Source organism: Pseudomonas sp. Irchel s3b6, assembly GCF_900187415.1.
Classification (GTDB): Bacteria; Pseudomonadota; Gammaproteobacteria; order Pseudomonadales; family Pseudomonadaceae; genus Aquipseudomonas.
In genome coordinates, this window is sequence record NZ_FYDM01000005.1 from 257,745 (window position 1) to 277,380 (window position 19,636).

The window sequence follows — 19,636 nt, forward strand, 5'->3', positions numbered from 1 at the left end:
CGCCTAATTACTCGAACCAGTGGGCTCGGGCGGCCATGATCAACTTGCCGGCACGATCATCGTCAATGCCGTCGATGTCGAGCAGGTCGTCAATAGACTGCTCGGCCAGGTCTTCGCGGGTAATTACGCCGCGCACCGCCAGTTCCATCGCCAAATCCTTGTCCATACCCTCAAGCGAGAGCAGGTCTTCGGCCGGATGGGCGTCTGCCAGCTTTTCCTCAGTAGCGATGGCTTTGGTCAACAAACGATCCTTGGCCCGAGCGCGGAGCTCGTTGACGATGTCTTCGTCAAAGCCGTCGATGTTGAGCATTTCTTCCAACGGTACGTAGGCAATCTCTTCCAGGCTGGTGAAGCCTTCATCTACCAGCACCTGCGCCAGTTCTTCGTCGACTTCCAGCTCGTCGATGAAGTTGCGCAGGATGTCGCCGGTTTCTGCTTGCTGCTTAGCCTGGATGTCCGATTCGGTCATCACGTTCAGGGTCCAGCCAGTCAACTGGCTAGCCAGACGCACGTTCTGACCACCGCGACCGATGGCCTGAGCCAGATTGTCTGCGCCAACGGCGATGTCCATTGCATGGGCATCTTCGTCAACGATAATTGCCGCAACCTCGGCCGGTGACATGGCGTTGATTACGAACTGCGCCGGGTTGTCGTCCCACAGGACGATATCCACACGCTCACCGCCCAGCTCACCGGACACCGCCTGGACACGCGAACCGCGCATACCAATGCAAGCGCCCTGCGGGTCGATACGTTTGTCCTTCGAGCGGACCGCGATCTTTGCACGCGAACCCGGATCACGGGAAGCGGCCATGACTTCGATCAGGCCTTCGGCGATTTCCGGCACTTCAATGCGGAACAACTCGATCAGCATTTCCGGCGCGGTACGCGACAGGATCAGCTGCGGGCCGCGGTTTTCAGTGCGGATTTCCTTGAGCAGTGCACGCAGGCGCACGCCGACACGGAAGGTTTCACGAGAAATGATGTCTTCACGAGCCAGCAACGCTTCAGCGTTGTTGCCCAGGTCGACGATCACGTTGTCGCGGGTGACTTTCTTCACGGTGCCGGAGATGATCTCTCCCAGGCGCTCGCGGTAAGCGTCAACAACCTGAGCGCGTTCGGCTTCGCGAACTTTCTGCACGATGACCTGCTTGGCAGTCTGTGCAGCGATGCGACCGAATTCGATGGACTCGATTTTCTCTTCGACAACGTCACCGACCTTGGCGCCAGGATGCGTTTCAGCAACCTTGCTTGGCCAGGTTTCGATGGCCGGATCGTCCAGGTCTGCTTCTTCGACGACCGTCCAGCGACGGAAAGTCTCATAAGCACCGGTGTGGCGATTGATTTCCACACGCAGATCGACTTCGTCCTCGAAACGCTTTTTGGTAGCCGTGGCCAGAGCCAGCTCCAGCGCTTCAAAAATTACGTTTGCCGGTACGCCCTTTTCATTGGATACCGACTCAACAACCAGCAGTACTTCTTTGCTCATCGTACGCCTCGCCTTTCGCAAGCCATTGGATCCGCGGGATCCGCAGTTTCTGGCACGTCTCAGTCAAAACTGGGAATAATGTTGGCCTTGTCGATCATATCGATCGGCAACAGGAACTCATGGTCATCAACCTGCACCACGACGTCCTGTTCTTCTACACCGCGCAGAAGGCCCTGAAAGTTGCGTCGACCTTCAAAAGGCGAGCGCAGCTTGATCTTCACTTGTTCACCGGCAAATTTTGCAAACTGCTCAATAGTGAACAGCGGGCGTTCCATGCCAGGCGAGGAAACTTCAAGGGTGTATTCAACGGCGATCGGATCTTCAACATCCAGCACACCGCTGATCTGACGGCTGACGATGGCACAATCGTCCACCAGCACGCCGCCCTCTTTATCGATATAAACGCGCAACATTGAGTGGCGACCTTGAGCCGAAAACTCAATACCCCAGCATTCATAGCCTAGGGCCACGACCACCGGGGCCAGCAAGGCCTGCAACTGTTCTAGCTTGCTCGACACCTGAACCCCCTCGTGCATGTATGTGCATGCTATGCAAAATAAAAAAATGGGCGAATCGCCCATCCCTGAAACGCCGTCGAATAACGGCGTTATAAAGTGTCCAGCTAACAAAAAGCCCCTGAAAAGGGGCTCCTGAAACTGGTTGCGGGGGCCGGATTTGAACCGACGACCTTCGGGTTATGAGCCCGACGAGCTACCAGACTGCTCCACCCCGCGACAAAGCTGGGGCGGAAGTATACGACCGATCCCTGACAGGGTCAATGTAACCTTCCACCTGCAAGAAAGCCCGCAACAGCGGGCTCTCCTGACTAATTGGTACCGAGAAGGGGACTCGAACCCCTACACCCTATGGGCACAACCACCTCAAGGTTGCGTGTCTACCAATTCCACCACCTCGGCAATACTACGTTTGAAACCCTTCTTACTTTTGCTCTTGAGCTGGAGGCACGTCAGTCGCATTGGTTGCCGACTTTTGCTCTTGAAGCACCGGGACATCATCAGAAGCCGGTTTTTGCACTGGAACTTCCAGAACCGCTGGGTTTGGCAAACCTACTTGAGTCAGCTGGTGAGCTTTCTCTTTAGCATAGTAACCTAACCCTAAGCTGGTTATGAAAAAACCTGCGGCAAGTATAGCAGTAAACTTACTAAGAAAGGTAGAGGAACCTTGGCTTCCGAACACAGTATTTGAAGCACCTGCTCCGAAAGACGCGCCAGCGTCCGCACCCTTACCCTGCTGCAGCAATACGAGAGCCACTACGCCCAATGCACCCAGCAGATGAAAAACGACTACGACTGTTTCCAGCATTTTTTCAGTTTCCCGCGGCGCGACAGATCGCACCGAACTCATCTGCATTCAGGGAAGCCCCACCAATGAGACCCCCATCGATATCCGGCATGCCGAACAGTTCGACCGCATTGGCCGCCTTCACGCTGCCGCCGTATAGAAGCCGCACACCTTGTGCGACTTCAGAATTCTCTGCCGCCAACTGGGCGCGAATGGCTGCATGCACATCCTGCGCCTGTTGCGGCGTTGCAGTCAGCCCGGTGCCAATGGCCCAGACCGGCTCGTAAGCGATCACTGCCTTGGCAAAGGCACCGACACCCAGCTCCTCAATGATACTGCCCAGCTGACGCGAGACAACCTCAAGAGTTTTTCCGGCTTCACGCTGCTCCAGGGTTTCCCCTATGCACAACATCGGAATCAAGCCACATGTCTGTGCCGCTGCGAACTTGCGGATCAGCATTGCGTCCTGCTCGCCCATGATCTGGCGGCGCTCGGAATGCCCGACAAGCACCAGGGAACAACCTGCATCCACCAACTGACTCGGTGCAACTTCACCGGTCAACGCACCTTGCCCGGATTCCACCGCAGAATTCTGCGCGCCGACTAAAATCGACTTTCCTTCCAGGCCTTCAATCACTTGATTGATATGCAGAAAAGGCGGGAATACCGCGACATCAACACTGCTCGGCAAGGCCAAGTCACGAAGGCCGTTGATCAGCTCAGCGACGCTGGCGCGGGTACCGTGCATCTTCCAGTTACCAGCTACCATAGGGCGACGCATGCTGTACCTCGTCGGTCAAAGTGGGCGCAGATGTTACCCAACACAATCATTGCTGGCAAGCCGAATTCAGGCAGAAACTTCAGCAACCAGTTTTGCCAGCTCTTCAGCGTATGCACGAACCTGAGTTTCGTCCTCGCCCTCGACCATTACGCGCACCAGCGGCTCAGTGCCGGACTTGCGCAACAAGACCCGACCGCGCCCCGCCATCGCCTTGGTAACCCGCTCGCTGGCCGCTTTGACAGCCGCATGCTCGACAGGATTTGCACCACCGGCAAAACGCACATTGATCAGGACCTGAGGACACTTGCGCAGCGCCTGTCGAGTCTGGGCGAGCCCTTCCTGACGCGCCTTCATGGCCATCAGCACTTGCAGCGCAGCGATAATCGCATCGCCGGTAGTCGTGTGCTGGAAGCAGACGATATGCCCGGAGTTTTCACCCCCCACCGTCCACTTACGCTCCAGCAGCTCGGCAATGACGTAACGGTCACCGACATTGGCCCGCACGAACGGAATCTTCAGCTCGGCGCACGCCAGCTCCAGACCCAGGTTGCTCATCAACGTACCGACCACACCACCCTGCAGAGAGCCGCGCTCCTGCAGGTCACGAGCAATGATGAACAACAGCTCGTCACCGTCGACAACGGCCCCCGTGTGATCGACCATCAATACGCGATCACCGTCACCATCAAAGGCAATACCCAGGTCAGCCTGTTCAGCCAGGACAGCCGCCTGCAACTGCCCCATATGGGTCGAGCCGCAGTTATCATTGATGTTCAGGCCATTGGGCTGCGCGGAGAGCACCACCACCTCGGCGCCCAACTCGCGAAAGACGCTTGGAGCAACCTTGTACACCGCACCGTGCGCACAATCGATAACGATCTTCAGGCCGGTAAAACTGGTACCGGTAGGCACACTGCTTTTGCAGAATTCGATGTAGCGACCCGACGCGTCGTTGATTCGCGACACCTTGCCGATCTTGCTCGACTCGACAACCGTCATCGTCGGCGCATCAAGCAATTCTTCGATCATCAATTCGACGTCATCCGGCAGCTTGGTGCCCTGCCCGGAGAAAAACTTGATGCCGTTGTCATCATGAGGGTTATGGGACGCACTGATCACGATGCCGGCCTCGGCATGAAAGGTACGGGTCAGATAGGCAATTGCCGGCGTAGGCATCGGCCCCAGCAGCATCACATCCGCACCCGCGGAGGTAAGCCCAGCTTCGAGCGCCGACTCGAACATATACCCGGAAATGCGCGTGTCCTTGCCAATCAGAACCTTGCAAACGCCCATTTTCCGGAACGCCATGCCAGCAGCCCAGCCGAGCTTAAGCATGAAGTCAGGAGTAATCGGGTAGGTGCCGACCCGACCACGAATACCGTCGGTGCCAAAATATTTCTTAGTCATAAGTGCTCCATCATTCTTATTCGGCTGATTCAACAGCAGTGATCATCCGTACCACATCCATCGTTTCGGCCACGTCATGCACCCGCAGGATGCGCGCGCCCTTGGCCACCGCCAACGCCGCGAGAGCCAGACCGCCATGCAGCCGCTCCCCCACCGGGCGATTCAACGCCTGCCCGATCATACTCTTGCGAGACACCCCGACCAGAAGAGGCCGCCCCAGGTCATGCAAGGCTTCCAAATGCTTGAACAGACTCAAATTGTGCTGCAGGTTTTTCGCAAACCCAAAACCGGGATCGAGAATGATCCGCTCAGCCGGGATACCCACCGCAGCACACTGCGCCATGCGCTCCGCGAGAAACTCGCCAACCTCGAGCGTTACATCGGCATAGTGGGGATTGTCCTGCATATCACCCGGCTCGCCGAGCATATGCATCAGGCACACCGGCAACCCCGTTGCCGCAGCGGCATCCAGGGCACCATCGCGACGCAGAGATCGAACATCATTGATCATCCCAGCGCCCAGACGCGCAGTTTCACGCATGACGGCTGGCGTCGAGGTATCGACCGAGATAATCACGTCAAGTTCACGATGAATCCGCTCGACAATCGGCGCGACGCGCTCGAGCTCCTCAAGCGGCGAAACCGCCCGGGCACCGGGTCGAGTCGACTCGCCCCCCACATCAATCAAGGTGGCGCCAGCAGCAACCATCGCCTCAGCATGTTTCAGGGCAGCATCGAGCTGACTGAAACGACCGCCATCGGAGAAGGAATCGGGAGTGACATTAAGAATGCCCATGACATGCGCATGGGCCAAATCAAGAACCCGGCTGCCGCAAGGCAACCGGGTTGAGGACTGAACAAAAGTCATTTCAAACCTTAGACGTCGGCAGCCGGGCCGCCGATAGGGGTTTCCGGACGTTCGTCCTGGACAACAGGAGGCGTACCGGAAGTACCGGTACCACCAGACCAGTCACGCGGCTCGCGCGGAGGACGACCCGCCATGATGTCGTCGATCTGATCGGCATCGATGGTTTCGTACTTCATCAGCGCATCGGCCATCGCATCGAGCTTGTCGCGATTGTCCGTCAGGATCTGCTTGGCCGTGCCGTAGCACTGGTCAATGATGCTACGCACTTCGGAGTCGATCAGCTTGGCCGTCTCGCCCGAGAAGCTGGCATGCTGACCACCACCGCCGCGACCCAGGAACACCTCGCCTTCTTCTTCGGCATACATCAAGGGGCCGAGTTTTTCGGAAAGCCCCCACTTGGTCACCATGTTCCGGGCGATCTGGCTGGCACGCATGATGTCGTTCGAAGCACCCGTGGTGACACCGTCAAAGCCAAGGGTCATCTCTTCGGCGATACGACCGCCGTAGAGCGAGCAGATCTGGCTGATCAAGGCACGCTTGGAGAGGCTGTAGCGATCTTCTTCCGGCAGGAACATGGTCACGCCCAGTGCACGACCGCGCGGGATGATCGACACTTTGTAGACCGGGTCGTGCTCAGGCACCACTCGACCCACAATGGCATGACCTGCTTCGTGATAAGCGGTGTTCTGCTTCTCTTTTTCGGACATGACCATCGATTTGCGCTCGGCGCCCATCATGATCTTGTCCTTGGCCAGCTCGAATTCCTTCATCTCGACGATGCGCTTGCCGGCGCGAGCCGCGAACAGCGAGGCCTCGTTCACCAGGTTGGCCAGGTCAGCACCAGAGAAACCCGGAGTACCGCGCGCGATCACTGCCGGAGCGACGTCGTCGCCCATCGGTACTTTACGCATGTGAACCTTGAGGATCTGCTCACGACCACGGATGTCCGGCAAACCGACGACAACCTGACGGTCGAATCGACCTGGACGCAGCAGCGCCGGGTCTAGCACATCAGGACGGTTGGTCGCGGCGATGACGATGATGCCGTCATTCATTTCGAAACCGTCCATCTCTACCAGCAACTGGTTGAGGGTCTGCTCACGCTCATCGTGACCACCGCCCATGCCAGCGCCACGGTGGCGACCGACGGCGTCGATTTCATCGATAAAAATGATGCATGGGGCGTGCTTCTTGGCCTGCTCGAACATGTCGCGAACACGGCTGGCGCCGACACCCACGAACATTTCGACGAAGTCGGAACCGGAGATGGTAAAGAACGGCACCTTGGCCTCACCGGCAATCGCCTTGGCAATCAACGTTTTACCGGTACCCGGAGGGCCAACCATCAGCACACCGCGAGGAATACGACCGCCCAGGCGTTGGAACTTGCCCGGATCACGCAGGAACTCGACCAGTTCGCCGACTTCTTCCTTGGCTTCGTCGCAACCGGCAACGTCAGCCAGGGTGGTTTTCACCTGGTCTTCGGAGAGCAGGCGCGCCTTGCTCTTGCCGAAGCTCATCGGCCCGCCCTTGCCACCTGCACCGCCTTGCATCTGGCGCATGAAGAACATGAAGACGGCAATGATCACCAGGATAGGGAAGCTTGCGACCAGTAGCTGGGTCCAGATGCTTTGCTGCTCAGGCTGCTTGCCCTCGACAACGACGTGGTTGTCCACGAGATCACCGATCAGACCGTTGTCCTGAATAGCCGGACGAATGGTCTTGAAGCTGTCGCCATCCGTGCGCTTGCCGGTAATGACATAGCCGTCCACGGCTACGCGCTCGACCTTGCCATCCTTGACCTGCTGGATGAAGTCGGAATAGTTGAGGGTCTGTGGCTCGTTAGGGCTGGAGAAGTTGTTCATCACCGTCACGAGGACAGCCGCGATGATCAACCACAGGATAAGATTCTTTGCCATATCGTTCAATTAACTACCCTCTGAAGCAAGCTCCGCAACTGGCGCGCGCCTCGCATGATATTCACCGGCCTAACTTACTACATTACCTACAACTCTGGCAGGCGCCGTCTGTAACCCTTTGTGAAACATTGACTACACAATATTCGTTAATGCTTGTGGGGCGAAATACTAAAAACCTATCACCCCGCAAAAAATCCTCGTTTTACTCACTCCGGCCGCGGTAGCCCCAAGCCAGCATGTATTGCTCGCGAGAGCTGCCACGGGAAGAGTCCGGCTTGATCATCTGGACCTTGTCGAATTTCTGACGAGCGTCCTTCACGTAAGCATCGAACCCTTCGCCCTGAAAAACCTTGATCACAAAATTACCGCCAGGCTTGAGTATCCGAGCCGCCAAATCAAGAGCCAGCTCGCAAAGAAACATGGCTTTTGGCATGTCCACTTCAGGCGTACCACTCATATTGGGGGCCATATCGGAAATCACAAGGTCCACCTGCGAATTACCCACGGCCTCAAGGATCTGAGCGAGCACCTGGTCCTGGGTGAAGTCACCCTGGATGAAAGTCACGTCCGGAATGCTGTCCATTTCCAGGATGTCCGAGGCAATCAGACGCCCCTGACCACCGATCAACCGACTAGTGACCTGCGACCAGCCACCGGGTGCTGCACCGAGGTCGACAACACTCATGCCCGGACGGATCAGCTTGTATTTCTCCTGGACCTCCAGAAGCTTGTAACTCGCACGCGAGCGGTAACCATCCTTCTGCGCCTGCTTCACATAGGGATCATTGACATGTCTTTTCAGCCAACCAAGGCTTGTCTTGGAACGCGCCATTGGGCACCTCGATGATAAGGGTCGTGATTAATTGGGCGGATCCACGCACCCTCGGGTAAAATGGCCGCCATTTTACAGAATCCAGACGAAAGGGTCAGATTATGCCGCTCACTCAAGAGCAGAAGAAACAGTACAAATCCATTGGCCACCATCTGAAACCAGTTTTGACTGTGGCTGACAACGGTTTGACGGAAGGTGTGTTAGCCGAACTGGAACGCGCATTGGGCGATCACGAGCTGATCAAGATCAAGCTCAGCATCCTCGATCGCGAATCGCGCCTGGCTGCCATTGCAGAACTGTGCAAGGTCGGCAAAGCGGATCTGGTACAGGTCATCGGCAAGATGGCGCTGATTTACCGCAAGAACTTCAGCGTAAACAAGCAGCTGTCGAACGTCCATCGCTTCAAGTGATGAAACGGGTCAAGGGTGTGCTTCGCGCACCCTGCCACCCCAACCTGGCACCGGCTGCATGACCAGCAGCAAACCGGAAAAACCCAGGACCAGGTAGCTGAACAGCAACCAATGCTCCGCCTCTGGCCATTCGATGCGCACCACGAAGTACATCGTGCTCGCGTACAGCGCCATCAACAGCAACTGTCCGCGCATATCGAGCCATAGACTGGCAAGGCCCTTGGTCTGAACCAGCACCAAAACCTGAAAAACCACGCACGCCGCTGAAAACCCGACCAGCAGCGCACTCAGCATGCCTGAAATCTCATGGATCAGCAGCGGCGCCAGGCCAATTTGGCCCAGCACCGGCAGCAGACCGACGTGCAACAACCACAGGCCGCCGACCCATAACACCTGGGTCAGCTGCCAAAGCATGGCGCCCGCGCGATGCAGGCGCCTGCCCTCAGACATGGCGGACTTCGACAATCTCGTACTCGATAACGCCACCAGGCGTTTTCACCGCCACCACGTCACCCTCTTCCTTGGCGATCAAGGCGCGGGCCAGTGGCGATCCGACCGAAATCTTGCCAAGTTTGAAGTCAGCCTCATCCTCACCCACGATGTGGTAAGTGACGCGCTCATCAGTCTCGACGTTGGCGATTTCAACGGTGGTGCCGAAAATCACTTTACCGGTGTGAGGAATGGACGTGACATCGATGATGACCTGATTCTGAATCCGGCCTTCAATGTCACGAATCCGCGCCTCGACCATACCCTGCTGCTCGCGAGCAGCATGGTATTCGGCATTTTCCTTCAAATCACCCAGCTCGCGAGCCGTACCGATGTCCTGGCTCAGCTTTGGACGTACGACCTTAGTCAGGTGAGCGTGCTCTTCTTCCAGGGCGCGAGCGCCCTGAACAGTCATGGGGTACTTGGTTATGCTCATGCCTTCAATCCTGCGTGTAGATCCTGCAAGCGGCGCACAGTCTTCTCGGGACCGAACTTCAGCGCTTCACAGATAGCTTCGCCTGCAGCAATGGTGGTGGTGCAGTAAATCTTGTGCTGCAAGGCATTACGACGAATGGAGTAGGAGTCAGCGATCGACTGACGACCTTCGGTGGTGTTGATGATCAGCGTGACTTCGTCATTCTTGATCATGTCGACCACGTGCGGACGACCTTCGGTCACCTTGTTCACACGGCGCACTTTCAGGCCTGCAGCCTCGATCAGCTTGGCAGTACCGGCAGTGGCGACCACTTCGAAGCCCAAGTTGATCAGATCACGGGCTACGCCTGCAACCAGCGGCTTGTCATCGTCACGCACACTAATGAACGCAGTACCGCCGGTCGGCAGCACTTCGCTGGCACCCATCTGGGCCTTGGCGAAGGCTTCGCCGAAGGTGTCGCCCACACCCATCACTTCGCCCGTGGACTTCATCTCTGGGCCGAGGATCGGGTCAACGCCAGGGAATTTGGCGAACGGGAACACCGCCTCTTTCACGCTGTAGAAGTTCGGAATGATTTCCTTGGTGAAGCCGATTTCCTTCAGGGTCTTACCGGCCATGACGCGAGCCGCGATCATTGCCAGGGAAACACCGATGCACTTGGAGACGAACGGTACGGTACGGGATGCACGCGGGTTGACTTCGATGACGTAGATGTCCTCGCCCTGCAGCGCCAACTGAACGTTCATCAGGCCGACTACGCCCAACTCCAGCGCCATCTTCTTGACCTGCTCGCGCATCTCGTCCTGGATGTGCAGCGGCAGCGAGTACGGCGGCAGCGAGCATGCGGAGTCACCGGAGTGAACGCCGGCCTGCTCGATGTGCTGCATGATTGCGCCGATCACCACGTCCTTGCCGTCGCAGACCGCATCCACGTCCATTTCGATGGCGCAGTTGAGGAAGTGGTCCAGCAGCACAGGGCTGTCGTTGGAAACCTGAACCGCTTCACGCAGGTAGCGCTTGAGTTCTTCTTCCTCGTAGACGATTTCCATCGCCCGGCCGCCCAACACGTAGGACGGACGCACCACCAGCGGGTAGCCGATCTTGCCAGCGGCACGAATGGCTTCGTCTTCGCTGCGCACGGTGGCGTTTGGCGGCTGACGCAGGTTCAGGCGCTGGACCATTTGCTGGAAACGCTCACGGTCTTCAGCACGGTCGATGGCGTCAGGGCTGGTGCCGATGATCGGCACGCCAGCCGCTTCCAGGGCGCGAGCCAGCTTCAACGGAGTCTGGCCGCCGTACTGGACGATCACGCCTTTCGGCTTCTCGACGCGCACGATTTCCAGCACGTCTTCCAGGGTCACTGGTTCGAAGTACAGGCGATCGGAGGTGTCGTAGTCGGTGGACACGGTTTCCGGGTTGCAGTTGACCATGATGGTCTCGTACCCGTCATCGCGCAGCGCCAGTGCCGCGTGAACGCAGCAGTAGTCGAACTCGATGCCTTGGCCGATACGGTTCGGACCGCCACCCAGGATCATGATCTTGTCGCGACCCGATGGCGCCGCTTCGCACTCTTCTTCGTACGTCGAGTAGAGGTAAGCGGTATCGGTAGCGAACTCGGCAGCGCAGGTGTCAACGCGCTTGTAGACCGGGAAAACTTCCAGCTTGTGGCGATGCGCACGCAAGCTCTTCTCGGTCACGCCCAGCAGCTTGGCCAGACGCTGATCGGAGAAGCCTTTGCGCTTGAGGCGGAACATCAGGTCTTTGTCGATCGCCGACAGACCCAGGGTCTTGACCTTCTCTTCTTCCTTGATCAGATCTTCGATCTGCACCAGGAACCAAGGGTCGATCATGTTCATGCCGAAGATTTCTTCGACCGTCATGCCAGCGCGGAAGGCGTCAGCCACGTACCAGATACGTTCGGCGCCCGGCACGGTCAGTTCGCGCTTGAGCACGCTCATGCTTTCCGGGTTGCTCAGGTCGAGCTTCTCGTCCAGACCGCAAACGCCGACTTCCAGACCGCGCAGGGCTTTCTGCAGGGACTCCTGGAAGGTCCGGCCGATGGCCATGACTTCACCGACCGACTTCATTTGAGTGGTCAGGCGGGCGTCAGCCTTGGCGAACTTCTCGAAGGCGAAGCGTGGCAGCTTGGTCACGACGTAGTCGATGGACGGCTCGAAAGACGCCGGGGTCTTGCCACCGGTGATGTCGTTCGACAGCTCATCCAGGGTGTAGCCCACCGCCAGCTTGGCAGCGACCTTGGCGATCGGGAAGCCGGTAGCTTTCGAGGCCAGCGCCGAGGAACGGGATACACGCGGGTTCATCTCGATGACGACCATGCGACCAGTGTTCGGGCAGATGCCGAACTGGACGTTGGAGCCGCCGGTTTCCACGCCGATCTCGCGCAGTACCGCCAGGGAGGCGTTACGCAGGATCTGGTATTCCTTGTCGGTCAGGGTCTGTGCCGGCGCCACGGTGATCGAGTCACCGGTGTGCACGCCCATCGGGTCGAAGTTTTCGATCGAGCACACGATGATGCAGTTGTCCTTCTTGTCGCGGACAACCTCCATTTCGTACTCTTTCCAGCCGATCAGGGATTCGTCGATCAGCAGCTCTTTGGTTGGCGACAGGTCCAGGCCGCGGGCGCAGATTTCTTCGAATTCTTCACGGTTGTAGGCAATACCGCCACCAGTGCCGCCCATGGTGAAGGACGGACGGATGATGCACGGGAAGCCGAGCTTCTCGAGGACCGCATTGGCCTCTTCCATGCTGTGGGCGATACCGGAACGCGGGCACGCCAGGCCGATGGATTTCATCGCCTTGTCGAAACGCGAGCGGTCTTCAGCCTTGTCGATGGTGTCGGCATTGGCACCGATCATCTCTACGCCGAACTTCTCCAGAACGCCTTCGCGCTCCAGGTCCAGGGCGCAGTTCAGAGCGGTCTGGCCGCCCATGGTCGGCAGCAGCGCGTCCGGACGCTCTTTCTCGATGATCTTGGCAACGGTCTGCCACTTGATCGGCTCGATGTAGGTGGCGTCGGCCATGGCCGGGTCGGTCATGATGGTGGCCGGGTTGGAGTTCACCAGAATGACGCGGTAACCCTCTTCGCGCAGGGCCTTGCAGGCCTGGGCGCCGGAGTAGTCGAATTCGCAGGCCTGGCCGATAACGATCGGGCCAGCGCCGAGAATCAGGATACTTTTAATGTCTGTACGTTTTGGCATGGGTTTGTCACTCAAATCCGCAGGTCAGTCGGCAAGCCGTCTTGTTCAATCTCTGACTTGAGGGGGCCGCCGGTGTCGGGACCACCCTCAAGCTTTGCTACATCAAGGCGAGCGATCAGCGTCGCTTGGCCATCTCGTTGATGAAGCGATCGAACAATGGCGCTACGTCGTTCGGGCCAGGGCTGGCTTCCGGGTGACCCTGGAAGCTGAAGGCGCTCTTGTCGGTACGCTCGATACCTTGCAGGGTGCCGTCGAACAGCGATTTGTGAATCGCGCGGACGTTGGCTGGCAGGGTCGCTTCGTCTACGGCAAAACCGTGGTTCTGGCTGGTGATCATCACCACACCGCTGTCCAGGTCCTGGACGGGGTGGTTGGCACCGTGGTGGCCGTGACCCATTTTCAGGGTCTTGGCGCCGGAGGCCAGGGCCAGCAACTGGTGACCCAGGCAGATGCCGAATACCGGAATCTCGGTCTCCAGCACGTCCTTGATCGCCTGGATCGCGTAGTCGCAAGGCTCCGGGTCACCCGGGCCGTTGGACAGGAACACGCCGTCCGGCTTGAGCGCCAGCACATCGGCGGCTGGCGTCTGGGCCGGCACCACGGTCACGCGGCAACCGCGCTCGACCAGCATGCGCAGGATGTTCACTTTGACGCCGTAGTCGTAGGCCACCACGTGGTACGGCAACTCGGAGGCTTCGATGGTCGCGTGGCTGTCGGTTTTCAGATCCCAGACAGTCGAACGCCACTCGTAGGTGTCCTTGGTGCTGACGACTTTCGCCAGGTCCATGCCTTTGAGGCCTGGGAAGCCTTGGGCAGCGGCGATGGCCGCTTCTTCGGAAATGTTGTCACCGGCCATGATGCAGCCGTTCTGCGCGCCTTTCTCACGCAGGATGCGCGTCAGGCGGCGGGTGTCGATACCGGCGATGGCCACAACGTTGTTGGCCTTCAGGTAGTCGGACAAGGACATCGTGTTACGCCAGTTGCTCGCCACCAGTGGCAGGTCCCGGATGACCAGGCCAGCAGACCAGACGCGATTGGACTCGGCATCTTCCGGCGTGGTGCCGGTGTTGCCGATGTGCGGGTAAGTCAGGGTAACGATCTGTTGGGCGTAGGAAGGATCGGTAAGGATTTCCTGATAGCCGGTCATGGCGGTGTTAAACACCACCTCTCCAACGGTTTGACCGTCGGCTCCAATGGCTTCGCCGCGAAAAATGCTGCCATCAGCAAGGGCGAGTATGGCTGGCTTAGTCAAGAAGACCTCCCGTAAATAAAGCCTGAAGGGGCGATCGCAGGTTGCAAAAAAGCGGAGTGACGTATGGACACGTCACCCCGCTTCTTCACTGAATTATTCTGCGCGCTTTTAGTGGACACACTAAAGCTGTAGCTTACAGAAAAAGGCTTTTTTGGTCCACCGCTAATGAGCCTTAAAGGCAGGAGAATGCGACAGGACGTCGCGTAGCGGCTGAAACGGGGCCCGAAGCATGAGTTCGAACCCCGTCGGTGGCGCATCTTACCGCAAGTCGAGCACATCCTGCATGTCATAAAGACCCGGCTCGCGACCATCAAGCCACAACGCAGCACGCACCGCCCCCTTGGCAAAGGTCATGCGGCTGGACGCCTTGTGAGTGATCTCCAGTCGCTCACCCTCGCAGGCGAACAGCACCGTATGATCACCGACCACATCCCCACCACGAACCGTGGCGAAGCCTATGGTTTCACGCTCACGAACACCGGTATGACCTTCACGCCCATAGACCGCGACCTTCTGCAGGTCACGATCCAGCGCCTCGGCGATTACCTCGCCCATGCGCAGGGCCGTACCTGAAGGCGCGTCGATCTTGTGCCGGTGATGGGCTTCGATGATTTCGATATCGGCATCATCGCCCAGCACCCGAGCCGCCATATCCAGCAACTTGAGCGAGAGGTTCACACCGACACTGAAATTGGCCGCGAACACGATGGGAATGTCCTTGCCCGCCTCAGCCAGCAACTGCTTCTGAGCAGCGTCCAGCCCCGTCGTGCCGATGACCATGGCCTTGCCCGCCTTGCGGCAAAACGCCAGGTTTTTCAGCATGACTTCCGGGAGCGTGAAGTCGATCAACACATCGAACTCTTCAGCCACCGCTTCCAGATTGGCCGACAACGGCACACCGATTCGGCCCAGACATGCCAGCTCGCCGGCGTCCACACCAATCAGCGTACTGCCCGGGCGCACGATTGCCGCCGTCAGGCCGGTGAGCGGCGCGCGCTGCTGCACCGCCTCCACCAGAATCTTGCCCATGCGCCCAGCAGCGCCCATCACAGCTATACGTCGCATACCGGATTCCTTACAGATCGCCGAAGAAACGCTTCACGCCTTCGAACCAACCCGTGGTCTTGGGTGAATGGCTGTTGTCATCCGCCAGGGAGCTACGGAACTCGTCCAGCAGTTCACGCTGACGACGACTCAGGTTGACCGGAGTCTCGACGGCAACACGGCACATCAGGTCACCCGCACCACCACCACGAACCGGCGCTACGCCTTTGCCTCGCACACGGAACTGCTTGCCGGTCTGCGTACCTTCAGGAATCTTCAGCTTGACCCGACCATCCAGGGTCGGAATTTCCAGCTCGCCACCCAGGGCCGCATCGACGAAGCTGATCGGCACTTCGCAGAACAGGTGCTTGCCGTCGCGCTGGAAGATCGCGTGCTCATGCACATTGATCACCACGTACAGGTCGCCTGTCGGCCCACCCTGAGTACCAGCCTCGCCTTCGCCCGAGAGACGGATGCGATCACCGGTATCCACGCCAGCCGGCACTTTCACCGACAGGGTCTTGTACTCTTCGACACGGCCTTCGCCGTTGCAAGAGTTGCACGGGTCGGCAATGATCTTGCCCTGCCCATGGCAGCGCGGGCAGGTCTGCTGCACCGAGAAGAAGCCTTGCTGCATACGCACCTGGCCGATACCGCCGCAGGTCGGGCAGGTCACGGGCGAGGAGCCCTTCTTGGCACCCGAACCGTCGCACGGCTTGCAGTTGACCAGTGTCGGCACACGGATATTCACGGTCGTGCCGCGTACAGCTTCTTCCAGGTTCAGCTCCAGGGTGTAGCGCAGGTCGCTGCCGCGCTGGGCACCGCCACGGGAACCGCCGCGACCACCGCCGAAGAAATCACTGAACACGTCACCGAAGATATCGGAGAAGTTCTGCCCGCCGAAGCCGGCACCGCCGCCACCCATGCTCGGGTCGACGCCAGCATGACCGTACTGGTCGTAGGCCGCGCGCTTGCTGGAGTCGGACAGCACCTCATAGGCCTCGTTGGCCTCTTTGAACATGTCTTCCGACGCTTTGTCGTCAGGATTACGGTCCGGGTGGTGCTTCATCGCCAAGCGGCGGTAGGCCTTTTTCAGGTCTGCCTCGCTCGTGCCACGCTCAACACCCAACACTTCGTAATAGTCACGCTTTGCCATAATTCTTTACACTCTTAAGGACGTCCGGCAAACCCCTCCTGAGCCTTGCCAAACTCGTTGAGCCCCAATACAGGCCCGGACCCAACTCACGTCAATTCAACGATCCTGGTCTTTGATTGCCGCCGGAAATCCGGCTTGCAGATGCGGTATTCATGAGCCGGAAAGCAGGAGCATCCCCGGTCGCACCGCCGAACGCTGTCGCATGCTGTAAAAATTCGTCTACTCCAGACACGCCAACGCGGGAGCAAGCTCCCGCGCGGCGACATCCTACCAGTCACCGCACAAAGGCAGTCAACCGGCCGACCAACAACTTACTTGTGGTCTTTGACTTCTTCGAACTCAGCGTCGACAACGTCGTCAGCCTTTTCAGCCGATTCGCCCTGCTGTGCCGCGCCTTCAGCTGGCTGAGCCTGTTCGGCGTACATCTTCTGCGCCACTGGAGCGGAGACTTTCGACAGCTCTTCAACCTTGGCTTCGATAGCGGCCTTGTCGTCGCCTTTAACAGCGGCTTCCAGGGCAACCACTGCGGCTTCGATTGCAGTCTTCTCTTCAGCAGTCACTTTGTCGCCAGCGTCCGCAACCATTTTGCGCGTCGAGTGAACCAGCGCGTCGCCCTGGTTGCGAGCCGTTGCCAGCTCTTCGAACTTGCGGTCTTCGTCGGCGTTGGTTTCAGCATCACGAATCATCTGCTGAATTTCTTCCTCGGACAGACCGGAGTTAGCCTTGATCACGATCGACTGAGTCTTGCCGGTGGCCTTGTCCTTGGCGCCTACGTGCAGGATGCCGTTGGCGTCGATGTCGAAGGTCACTTCAATTTGTGGCACGCCACGTGGTGCTGGTGGAATCTCGGCCAGGTCGAACTTGCCCAGGGACTTGTTCTGAGCAGCTTGCTTACGCTCGCCTTGCAGCACGTGGATGGTTACAGCGCCCTGGTTGTCGTCGGCAGTCGAGAACACTTGCGATTTCTTGGTAGGAATCGTGGTGTTTTTCTCGATCAGCGCAGTCATCACGCCACCCATGGTTTCGATACCCAGGGTCAGCGGGCTGACGTCGAGCAGCAGCACGTCTTTCACGTCACCGGCCAGTACCGCACCCTGGATGGCAGCACCCATGGCAACCGCTTCGTCCGGGTTCACGTCTTTACGGGCTTCTTTACCAAAGAAGTCGGTAACAGCCTTCTGAACCAGTGGCATACGGGTTTGACCGCCGACCAGGATCACGTCGTCGATCTTGCCAACGTCGATACCCGAGTCTTTCAGAGCGATGCGGCAAGGCTCGATGGTGCGTTGAACCAGGTCTTCCACCAGCGCTTCCAGCTTGGCGCGGGAGATTTTCACGTTCAAGTGCTTAGGACCGGTCGCGTCTGCAGTGATGTACGGCAGGTTGACGTCGGTCTGCAGGCTCGAAGACAGCTCGATCTTGGCTTTTTCAGCGGCTTCTTTCAGGCGCTGCATGGCCAGCGGGTCACCCTTGAGGTTCATGCCGCTTTCTTTCTTGAATTCGTCAACGAGGTAGTCGATCAGACGAATGTCGAAGTCTTCACCGCCCAGGAACGTGTCACCGTTGGTCGCCAACACTTCAAACTGGTGCTCGCCATCCACTTCGGCGATTTCGATAACCGAAACGTCGAAAGTACCGCCACCCAGGTCATAAACGATCACGGTGTGATCGCCCTTGGCCTTGTCCATGCCGTAAGCCAGCGCAGCGGCGGTTGGTTCGTTGATGATACGTTTTACGTCCAGGCCAGCAATACGGCCGGCGTCCTTGGTCGCCTGACGCTGGCTGTCGTTGAAGTAAGCCGGAACGGTAATGACCGCTTCAGTCACGGCTTCACCGAGGTAGTCTTCGGCGGTTTTCTTCATTTTCTTCAGGATTTCAGCCGAGATCTGTGGCGGCGACATTTTCTGGCCGTTCACTTCAACCCAGGCGTCGGCGTTGTCAGCCTTGACGATCTTGTAAGGGACCATCTGAATGTCTTTCTGTACCACTTCTTCGTCGAAGCGACGACCGATCAGACGCTTCACCGCGTACAGGGTGTTATGCGGATTGGTCACGGCTTGACGCTTGGCCGACTGGCCAACCAGGATTTCGCCATCGTTGGCGTACGCGATGATCGACGGCGTGGTACGCGCGCCTTCGGCGTTCTCGATAACTTTTACGTTGCCGTTTTCAAGAATGGAGACGCAGGAGTTGGTAGTCCCCAGGTCGATACCGATAATTTTGCCCATGTTCACTCTCCCGAAACTTTGGATTTGGTTGCCGCAGCAGTGGTGGCTAACTGCGGTAGCACTTAAACGCTTGACTTATAAATGGGGGCCTTGCGGCGGATTTCAAGCCTGCTCGTCAATCGACGGCGCAACCGGCGCCGGGGCCTTGCTGACCACGACCATGGCCGGGCGCAACAGGCGACCGTTGAGCACGTAACCCTTCTGGAACACCTTCAGCACGCTGTTGGGTTCCATGTCGGCGCTTTCCTGCATAGCCATCGCCTGGTGATGCTCGGCGTTGAACGGCTCACCCTCAGGATCGACCGCTTCCAGGTGATAACGCTTCAGGGTGTCCTGGAACATTTTCAGGGTCAGCTCGATCCCTTCGCGCATCGGACGAATGCTTTCGTCATCCGGGTTGGACAGCTCGAGGCCGCGCTCCAGGCTGTCGATGATCGGCAGCAGGTCGCCAGCGAACTTTTCCAGCGCGAACTTGTGAGCCTTCTCTACATCCTGCTCGGCGCGACGGCGGACGTTCTGCAGATCAGCCGCAACACGCAAAGCCTGATCCTGAGCGCCGGCCAGTTGCTCTTCGAGCACTTGCACACGAGCCACCAGGTCTTCACCCGATGTTTCGGGAGCCTGATTGGCGTCTAGATTTTGCGTATCCAGCGTCTGTTCGTCAGCCATAGATTTCTCCTTTCAAAATCGTGCGCGAACTCGACTCGCGCTTCTGCCCCGGTATATGGGGTCGCAATTTGCAGGTTCAAGGGCCTGCCTTGCACCAGGCAGCATTCCCCGCACAAAAACTGCCGACGGGTCATTA

General features: G+C 58.4%; 17 protein-coding genes and 2 tRNA genes. 1 reads left to right on the forward strand and 18 read right to left on the reverse strand.

Annotated features, from left to right (window positions below; translation table 11 throughout):
• Positions 1 to 7 precede the first annotated feature (7 nt).
• The 10 genes from nusA to rlmE form a co-directional block, all read right to left on the reverse strand.
• Entirely contained in the window at positions 8 to 1,489 is a 1,482-nt protein-coding gene (gene nusA / locus CKW07_RS11780; protein ID WP_047537517.1) for a transcription termination factor NusA, read from the reverse strand.
• A gap of 59 nt (positions 1,490 to 1,548) precedes the next feature.
• Positions 1,549 to 2,007 carry a ribosome maturation factor RimP gene (gene rimP / locus CKW07_RS11785; RefSeq protein WP_158248610.1) on the reverse strand — a complete coding sequence of 153 codons (459 nt, stop codon included), beginning with the start codon at positions 2,005 to 2,007 and terminating at the stop codon, positions 1,549 to 1,551.
• A 139-nt stretch (positions 2,008 to 2,146) separates the two neighbouring features.
• A tRNA-Met gene (locus tag CKW07_RS11790) sits at positions 2,147 to 2,223 on the reverse strand.
• Between the two features lie 97 nt (positions 2,224 to 2,320).
• Positions 2,321 to 2,406 (reverse strand) — tRNA-Leu (locus tag CKW07_RS11795).
• A gap of 22 nt (positions 2,407 to 2,428) precedes the next feature.
• On the reverse strand, positions 2,429 to 2,812 hold the full coding sequence (gene secG, locus CKW07_RS11800; RefSeq protein ID WP_095145057.1) for a preprotein translocase subunit SecG: 384 nt from the start codon (positions 2,810 to 2,812) through the stop codon (positions 2,429 to 2,431).
• 4 nt (positions 2,813 to 2,816) lie between these two features.
• Entirely contained in the window at positions 2,817 to 3,572 is a 756-nt protein-coding gene (tpiA, locus tag CKW07_RS11805) for a triose-phosphate isomerase (RefSeq protein ID WP_095145058.1), read from the reverse strand.
• Between the two features lie 66 nt (positions 3,573 to 3,638).
• Positions 3,639 to 4,979: a phosphoglucosamine mutase gene (gene glmM, locus CKW07_RS11810; RefSeq protein ID WP_095145059.1), complete on the reverse strand. Its 1,341-nt coding sequence runs from the start codon at positions 4,977 to 4,979 to the stop codon at positions 3,639 to 3,641.
• Positions 4,980 to 4,995: 16 nt separating this feature from the next.
• Positions 4,996 to 5,847 (reverse strand): dihydropteroate synthase, encoded by an 852-nt coding sequence (gene folP, locus CKW07_RS11815; protein WP_095145060.1) that lies wholly within the window; start codon positions 5,845 to 5,847, stop codon positions 4,996 to 4,998.
• Between the two features lie 8 nt (positions 5,848 to 5,855).
• Positions 5,856 to 7,766 carry an ATP-dependent zinc metalloprotease FtsH gene (gene ftsH / locus CKW07_RS11820; protein ID WP_095145061.1) on the reverse strand — a complete coding sequence of 637 codons (1,911 nt, stop codon included), beginning with the start codon at positions 7,764 to 7,766 and terminating at the stop codon, positions 5,856 to 5,858.
• 202 nt (positions 7,767 to 7,968) lie between these two features.
• A complete protein-coding gene (gene rlmE / locus CKW07_RS11825) occupies positions 7,969 to 8,598 on the reverse strand; it encodes a 23S rRNA (uridine(2552)-2'-O)-methyltransferase RlmE (protein ID WP_095145062.1) in 630 nt (209 codons plus the stop codon).
• 101 nt (positions 8,599 to 8,699) lie between these two features.
• Here rlmE and CKW07_RS11830 point away from each other — a divergent pair, with 101 nt between their 5' ends.
• Entirely contained in the window at positions 8,700 to 9,008 is a 309-nt protein-coding gene (locus CKW07_RS11830) for a YhbY family RNA-binding protein (RefSeq protein WP_095145063.1), read from the forward strand.
• 9 nt (positions 9,009 to 9,017) lie between these two features.
• Here the strand turns inward: CKW07_RS11830 and CKW07_RS11835 are convergent, their stop codons facing one another.
• From CKW07_RS11835 to grpE, 8 genes are all read right to left on the reverse strand, one after another.
• Positions 9,018 to 9,422, reverse strand: a complete 405-nt coding sequence (locus tag CKW07_RS11835) for an MFS transporter (protein WP_095145132.1) — start codon at positions 9,420 to 9,422, stop codon at positions 9,018 to 9,020.
• A 28-nt stretch (positions 9,423 to 9,450) separates the two neighbouring features.
• On the reverse strand, positions 9,451 to 9,927 hold the full coding sequence (gene greA / locus CKW07_RS11840) for a transcription elongation factor GreA (protein WP_095145131.1): 477 nt from the start codon (positions 9,925 to 9,927) through the stop codon (positions 9,451 to 9,453).
• Between the two features lie 2 nt (positions 9,928 to 9,929).
• Positions 9,930 to 13,151, reverse strand: a complete 3,222-nt coding sequence (gene carB, locus CKW07_RS11845) for a carbamoyl-phosphate synthase large subunit (protein ID WP_095145064.1) — start codon at positions 13,149 to 13,151, stop codon at positions 9,930 to 9,932.
• 115 nt (positions 13,152 to 13,266) lie between these two features.
• Entirely contained in the window at positions 13,267 to 14,403 is a 1,137-nt protein-coding gene (carA, locus tag CKW07_RS11850) for a glutamine-hydrolyzing carbamoyl-phosphate synthase small subunit (protein WP_095145065.1), read from the reverse strand.
• Positions 14,404 to 14,661: 258 nt separating this feature from the next.
• Positions 14,662 to 15,468, reverse strand: coding sequence for a 4-hydroxy-tetrahydrodipicolinate reductase (gene dapB / locus CKW07_RS11855; RefSeq protein ID WP_095145066.1), 807 nt, complete (start codon positions 15,466 to 15,468; stop codon positions 14,662 to 14,664).
• 10 nt (positions 15,469 to 15,478) lie between these two features.
• Positions 15,479 to 16,603, reverse strand: a complete 1,125-nt coding sequence (gene dnaJ / locus CKW07_RS11860) for a molecular chaperone DnaJ (protein ID WP_095145067.1) — start codon at positions 16,601 to 16,603, stop codon at positions 15,479 to 15,481.
• A gap of 311 nt (positions 16,604 to 16,914) precedes the next feature.
• The gene (dnaK, locus tag CKW07_RS11865; RefSeq protein ID WP_095145068.1) at positions 16,915 to 18,831 is read right to left on the reverse strand and encodes a molecular chaperone DnaK; all 1,917 of its coding nucleotides are present in this window, start codon (positions 18,829 to 18,831) and stop codon (positions 16,915 to 16,917) included.
• A gap of 102 nt (positions 18,832 to 18,933) precedes the next feature.
• Positions 18,934 to 19,500: a nucleotide exchange factor GrpE gene (gene grpE, locus CKW07_RS11870; RefSeq protein ID WP_095081668.1), complete on the reverse strand. Its 567-nt coding sequence runs from the start codon at positions 19,498 to 19,500 to the stop codon at positions 18,934 to 18,936.
• Positions 19,501 to 19,636 lie beyond the last annotated feature (136 nt).

Excerpts from the sequence above, each read along its gene's own strand:
- nusA (WP_047537517.1), bottom strand. The coding sequence starts at position 1,489 with ATGAGCAAAGAAGTACTGCTGGTTGTTGAGTCGGTATCCAATGAAAAG.
- secG (WP_095145057.1), bottom strand. The coding sequence starts at position 2,812 with ATGCTGGAAACAGTCGTAGTCGTTTTTCATCTGCTGGGTGCATTGGGC.
- tpiA (WP_095145058.1), bottom strand. The coding sequence starts at position 3,572 with ATGCGTCGCCCTATGGTAGCTGGTAACTGGAAGATGCACGGTACCCGC.
- glmM (WP_095145059.1), bottom strand. The coding sequence starts at position 4,979 with ATGACTAAGAAATATTTTGGCACCGACGGTATTCGTGGTCGGGTCGGC.
- folP (WP_095145060.1), bottom strand. The coding sequence starts at position 5,847 with ATGACTTTTGTTCAGTCCTCAACCCGGTTGCCTTGCGGCAGCCGGGTT.
- ftsH (WP_095145061.1), bottom strand. The coding sequence starts at position 7,766 with ATGGCAAAGAATCTTATCCTGTGGTTGATCATCGCGGCTGTCCTCGTG.
- rlmE (WP_095145062.1), bottom strand. The coding sequence starts at position 8,598 with ATGGCGCGTTCCAAGACAAGCCTTGGTTGGCTGAAAAGACATGTCAAT.
- CKW07_RS11830 (WP_095145063.1), top strand. The coding sequence starts at position 8,700 with ATGCCGCTCACTCAAGAGCAGAAGAAACAGTACAAATCCATTGGCCAC.
- CKW07_RS11835 (WP_095145132.1), bottom strand. The coding sequence starts at position 9,422 with ATGCTTTGGCAGCTGACCCAGGTGTTATGGGTCGGCGGCCTGTGGTTG.
- carB (WP_095145064.1), bottom strand. The coding sequence starts at position 13,151 with ATGCCAAAACGTACAGACATTAAAAGTATCCTGATTCTCGGCGCTGGC.
- dapB (WP_095145066.1), bottom strand. The coding sequence starts at position 15,468 with ATGCGACGTATAGCTGTGATGGGCGCTGCTGGGCGCATGGGCAAGATT.
- dnaJ (WP_095145067.1), bottom strand. The coding sequence starts at position 16,603 with ATGGCAAAGCGTGACTATTACGAAGTGTTGGGTGTTGAGCGTGGCACG.
- dnaK (WP_095145068.1), bottom strand. The coding sequence starts at position 18,831 with ATGGGCAAAATTATCGGTATCGACCTGGGGACTACCAACTCCTGCGTC.
- grpE (WP_095081668.1), bottom strand. The coding sequence starts at position 19,500 with ATGGCTGACGAACAGACGCTGGATACGCAAAATCTAGACGCCAATCAG.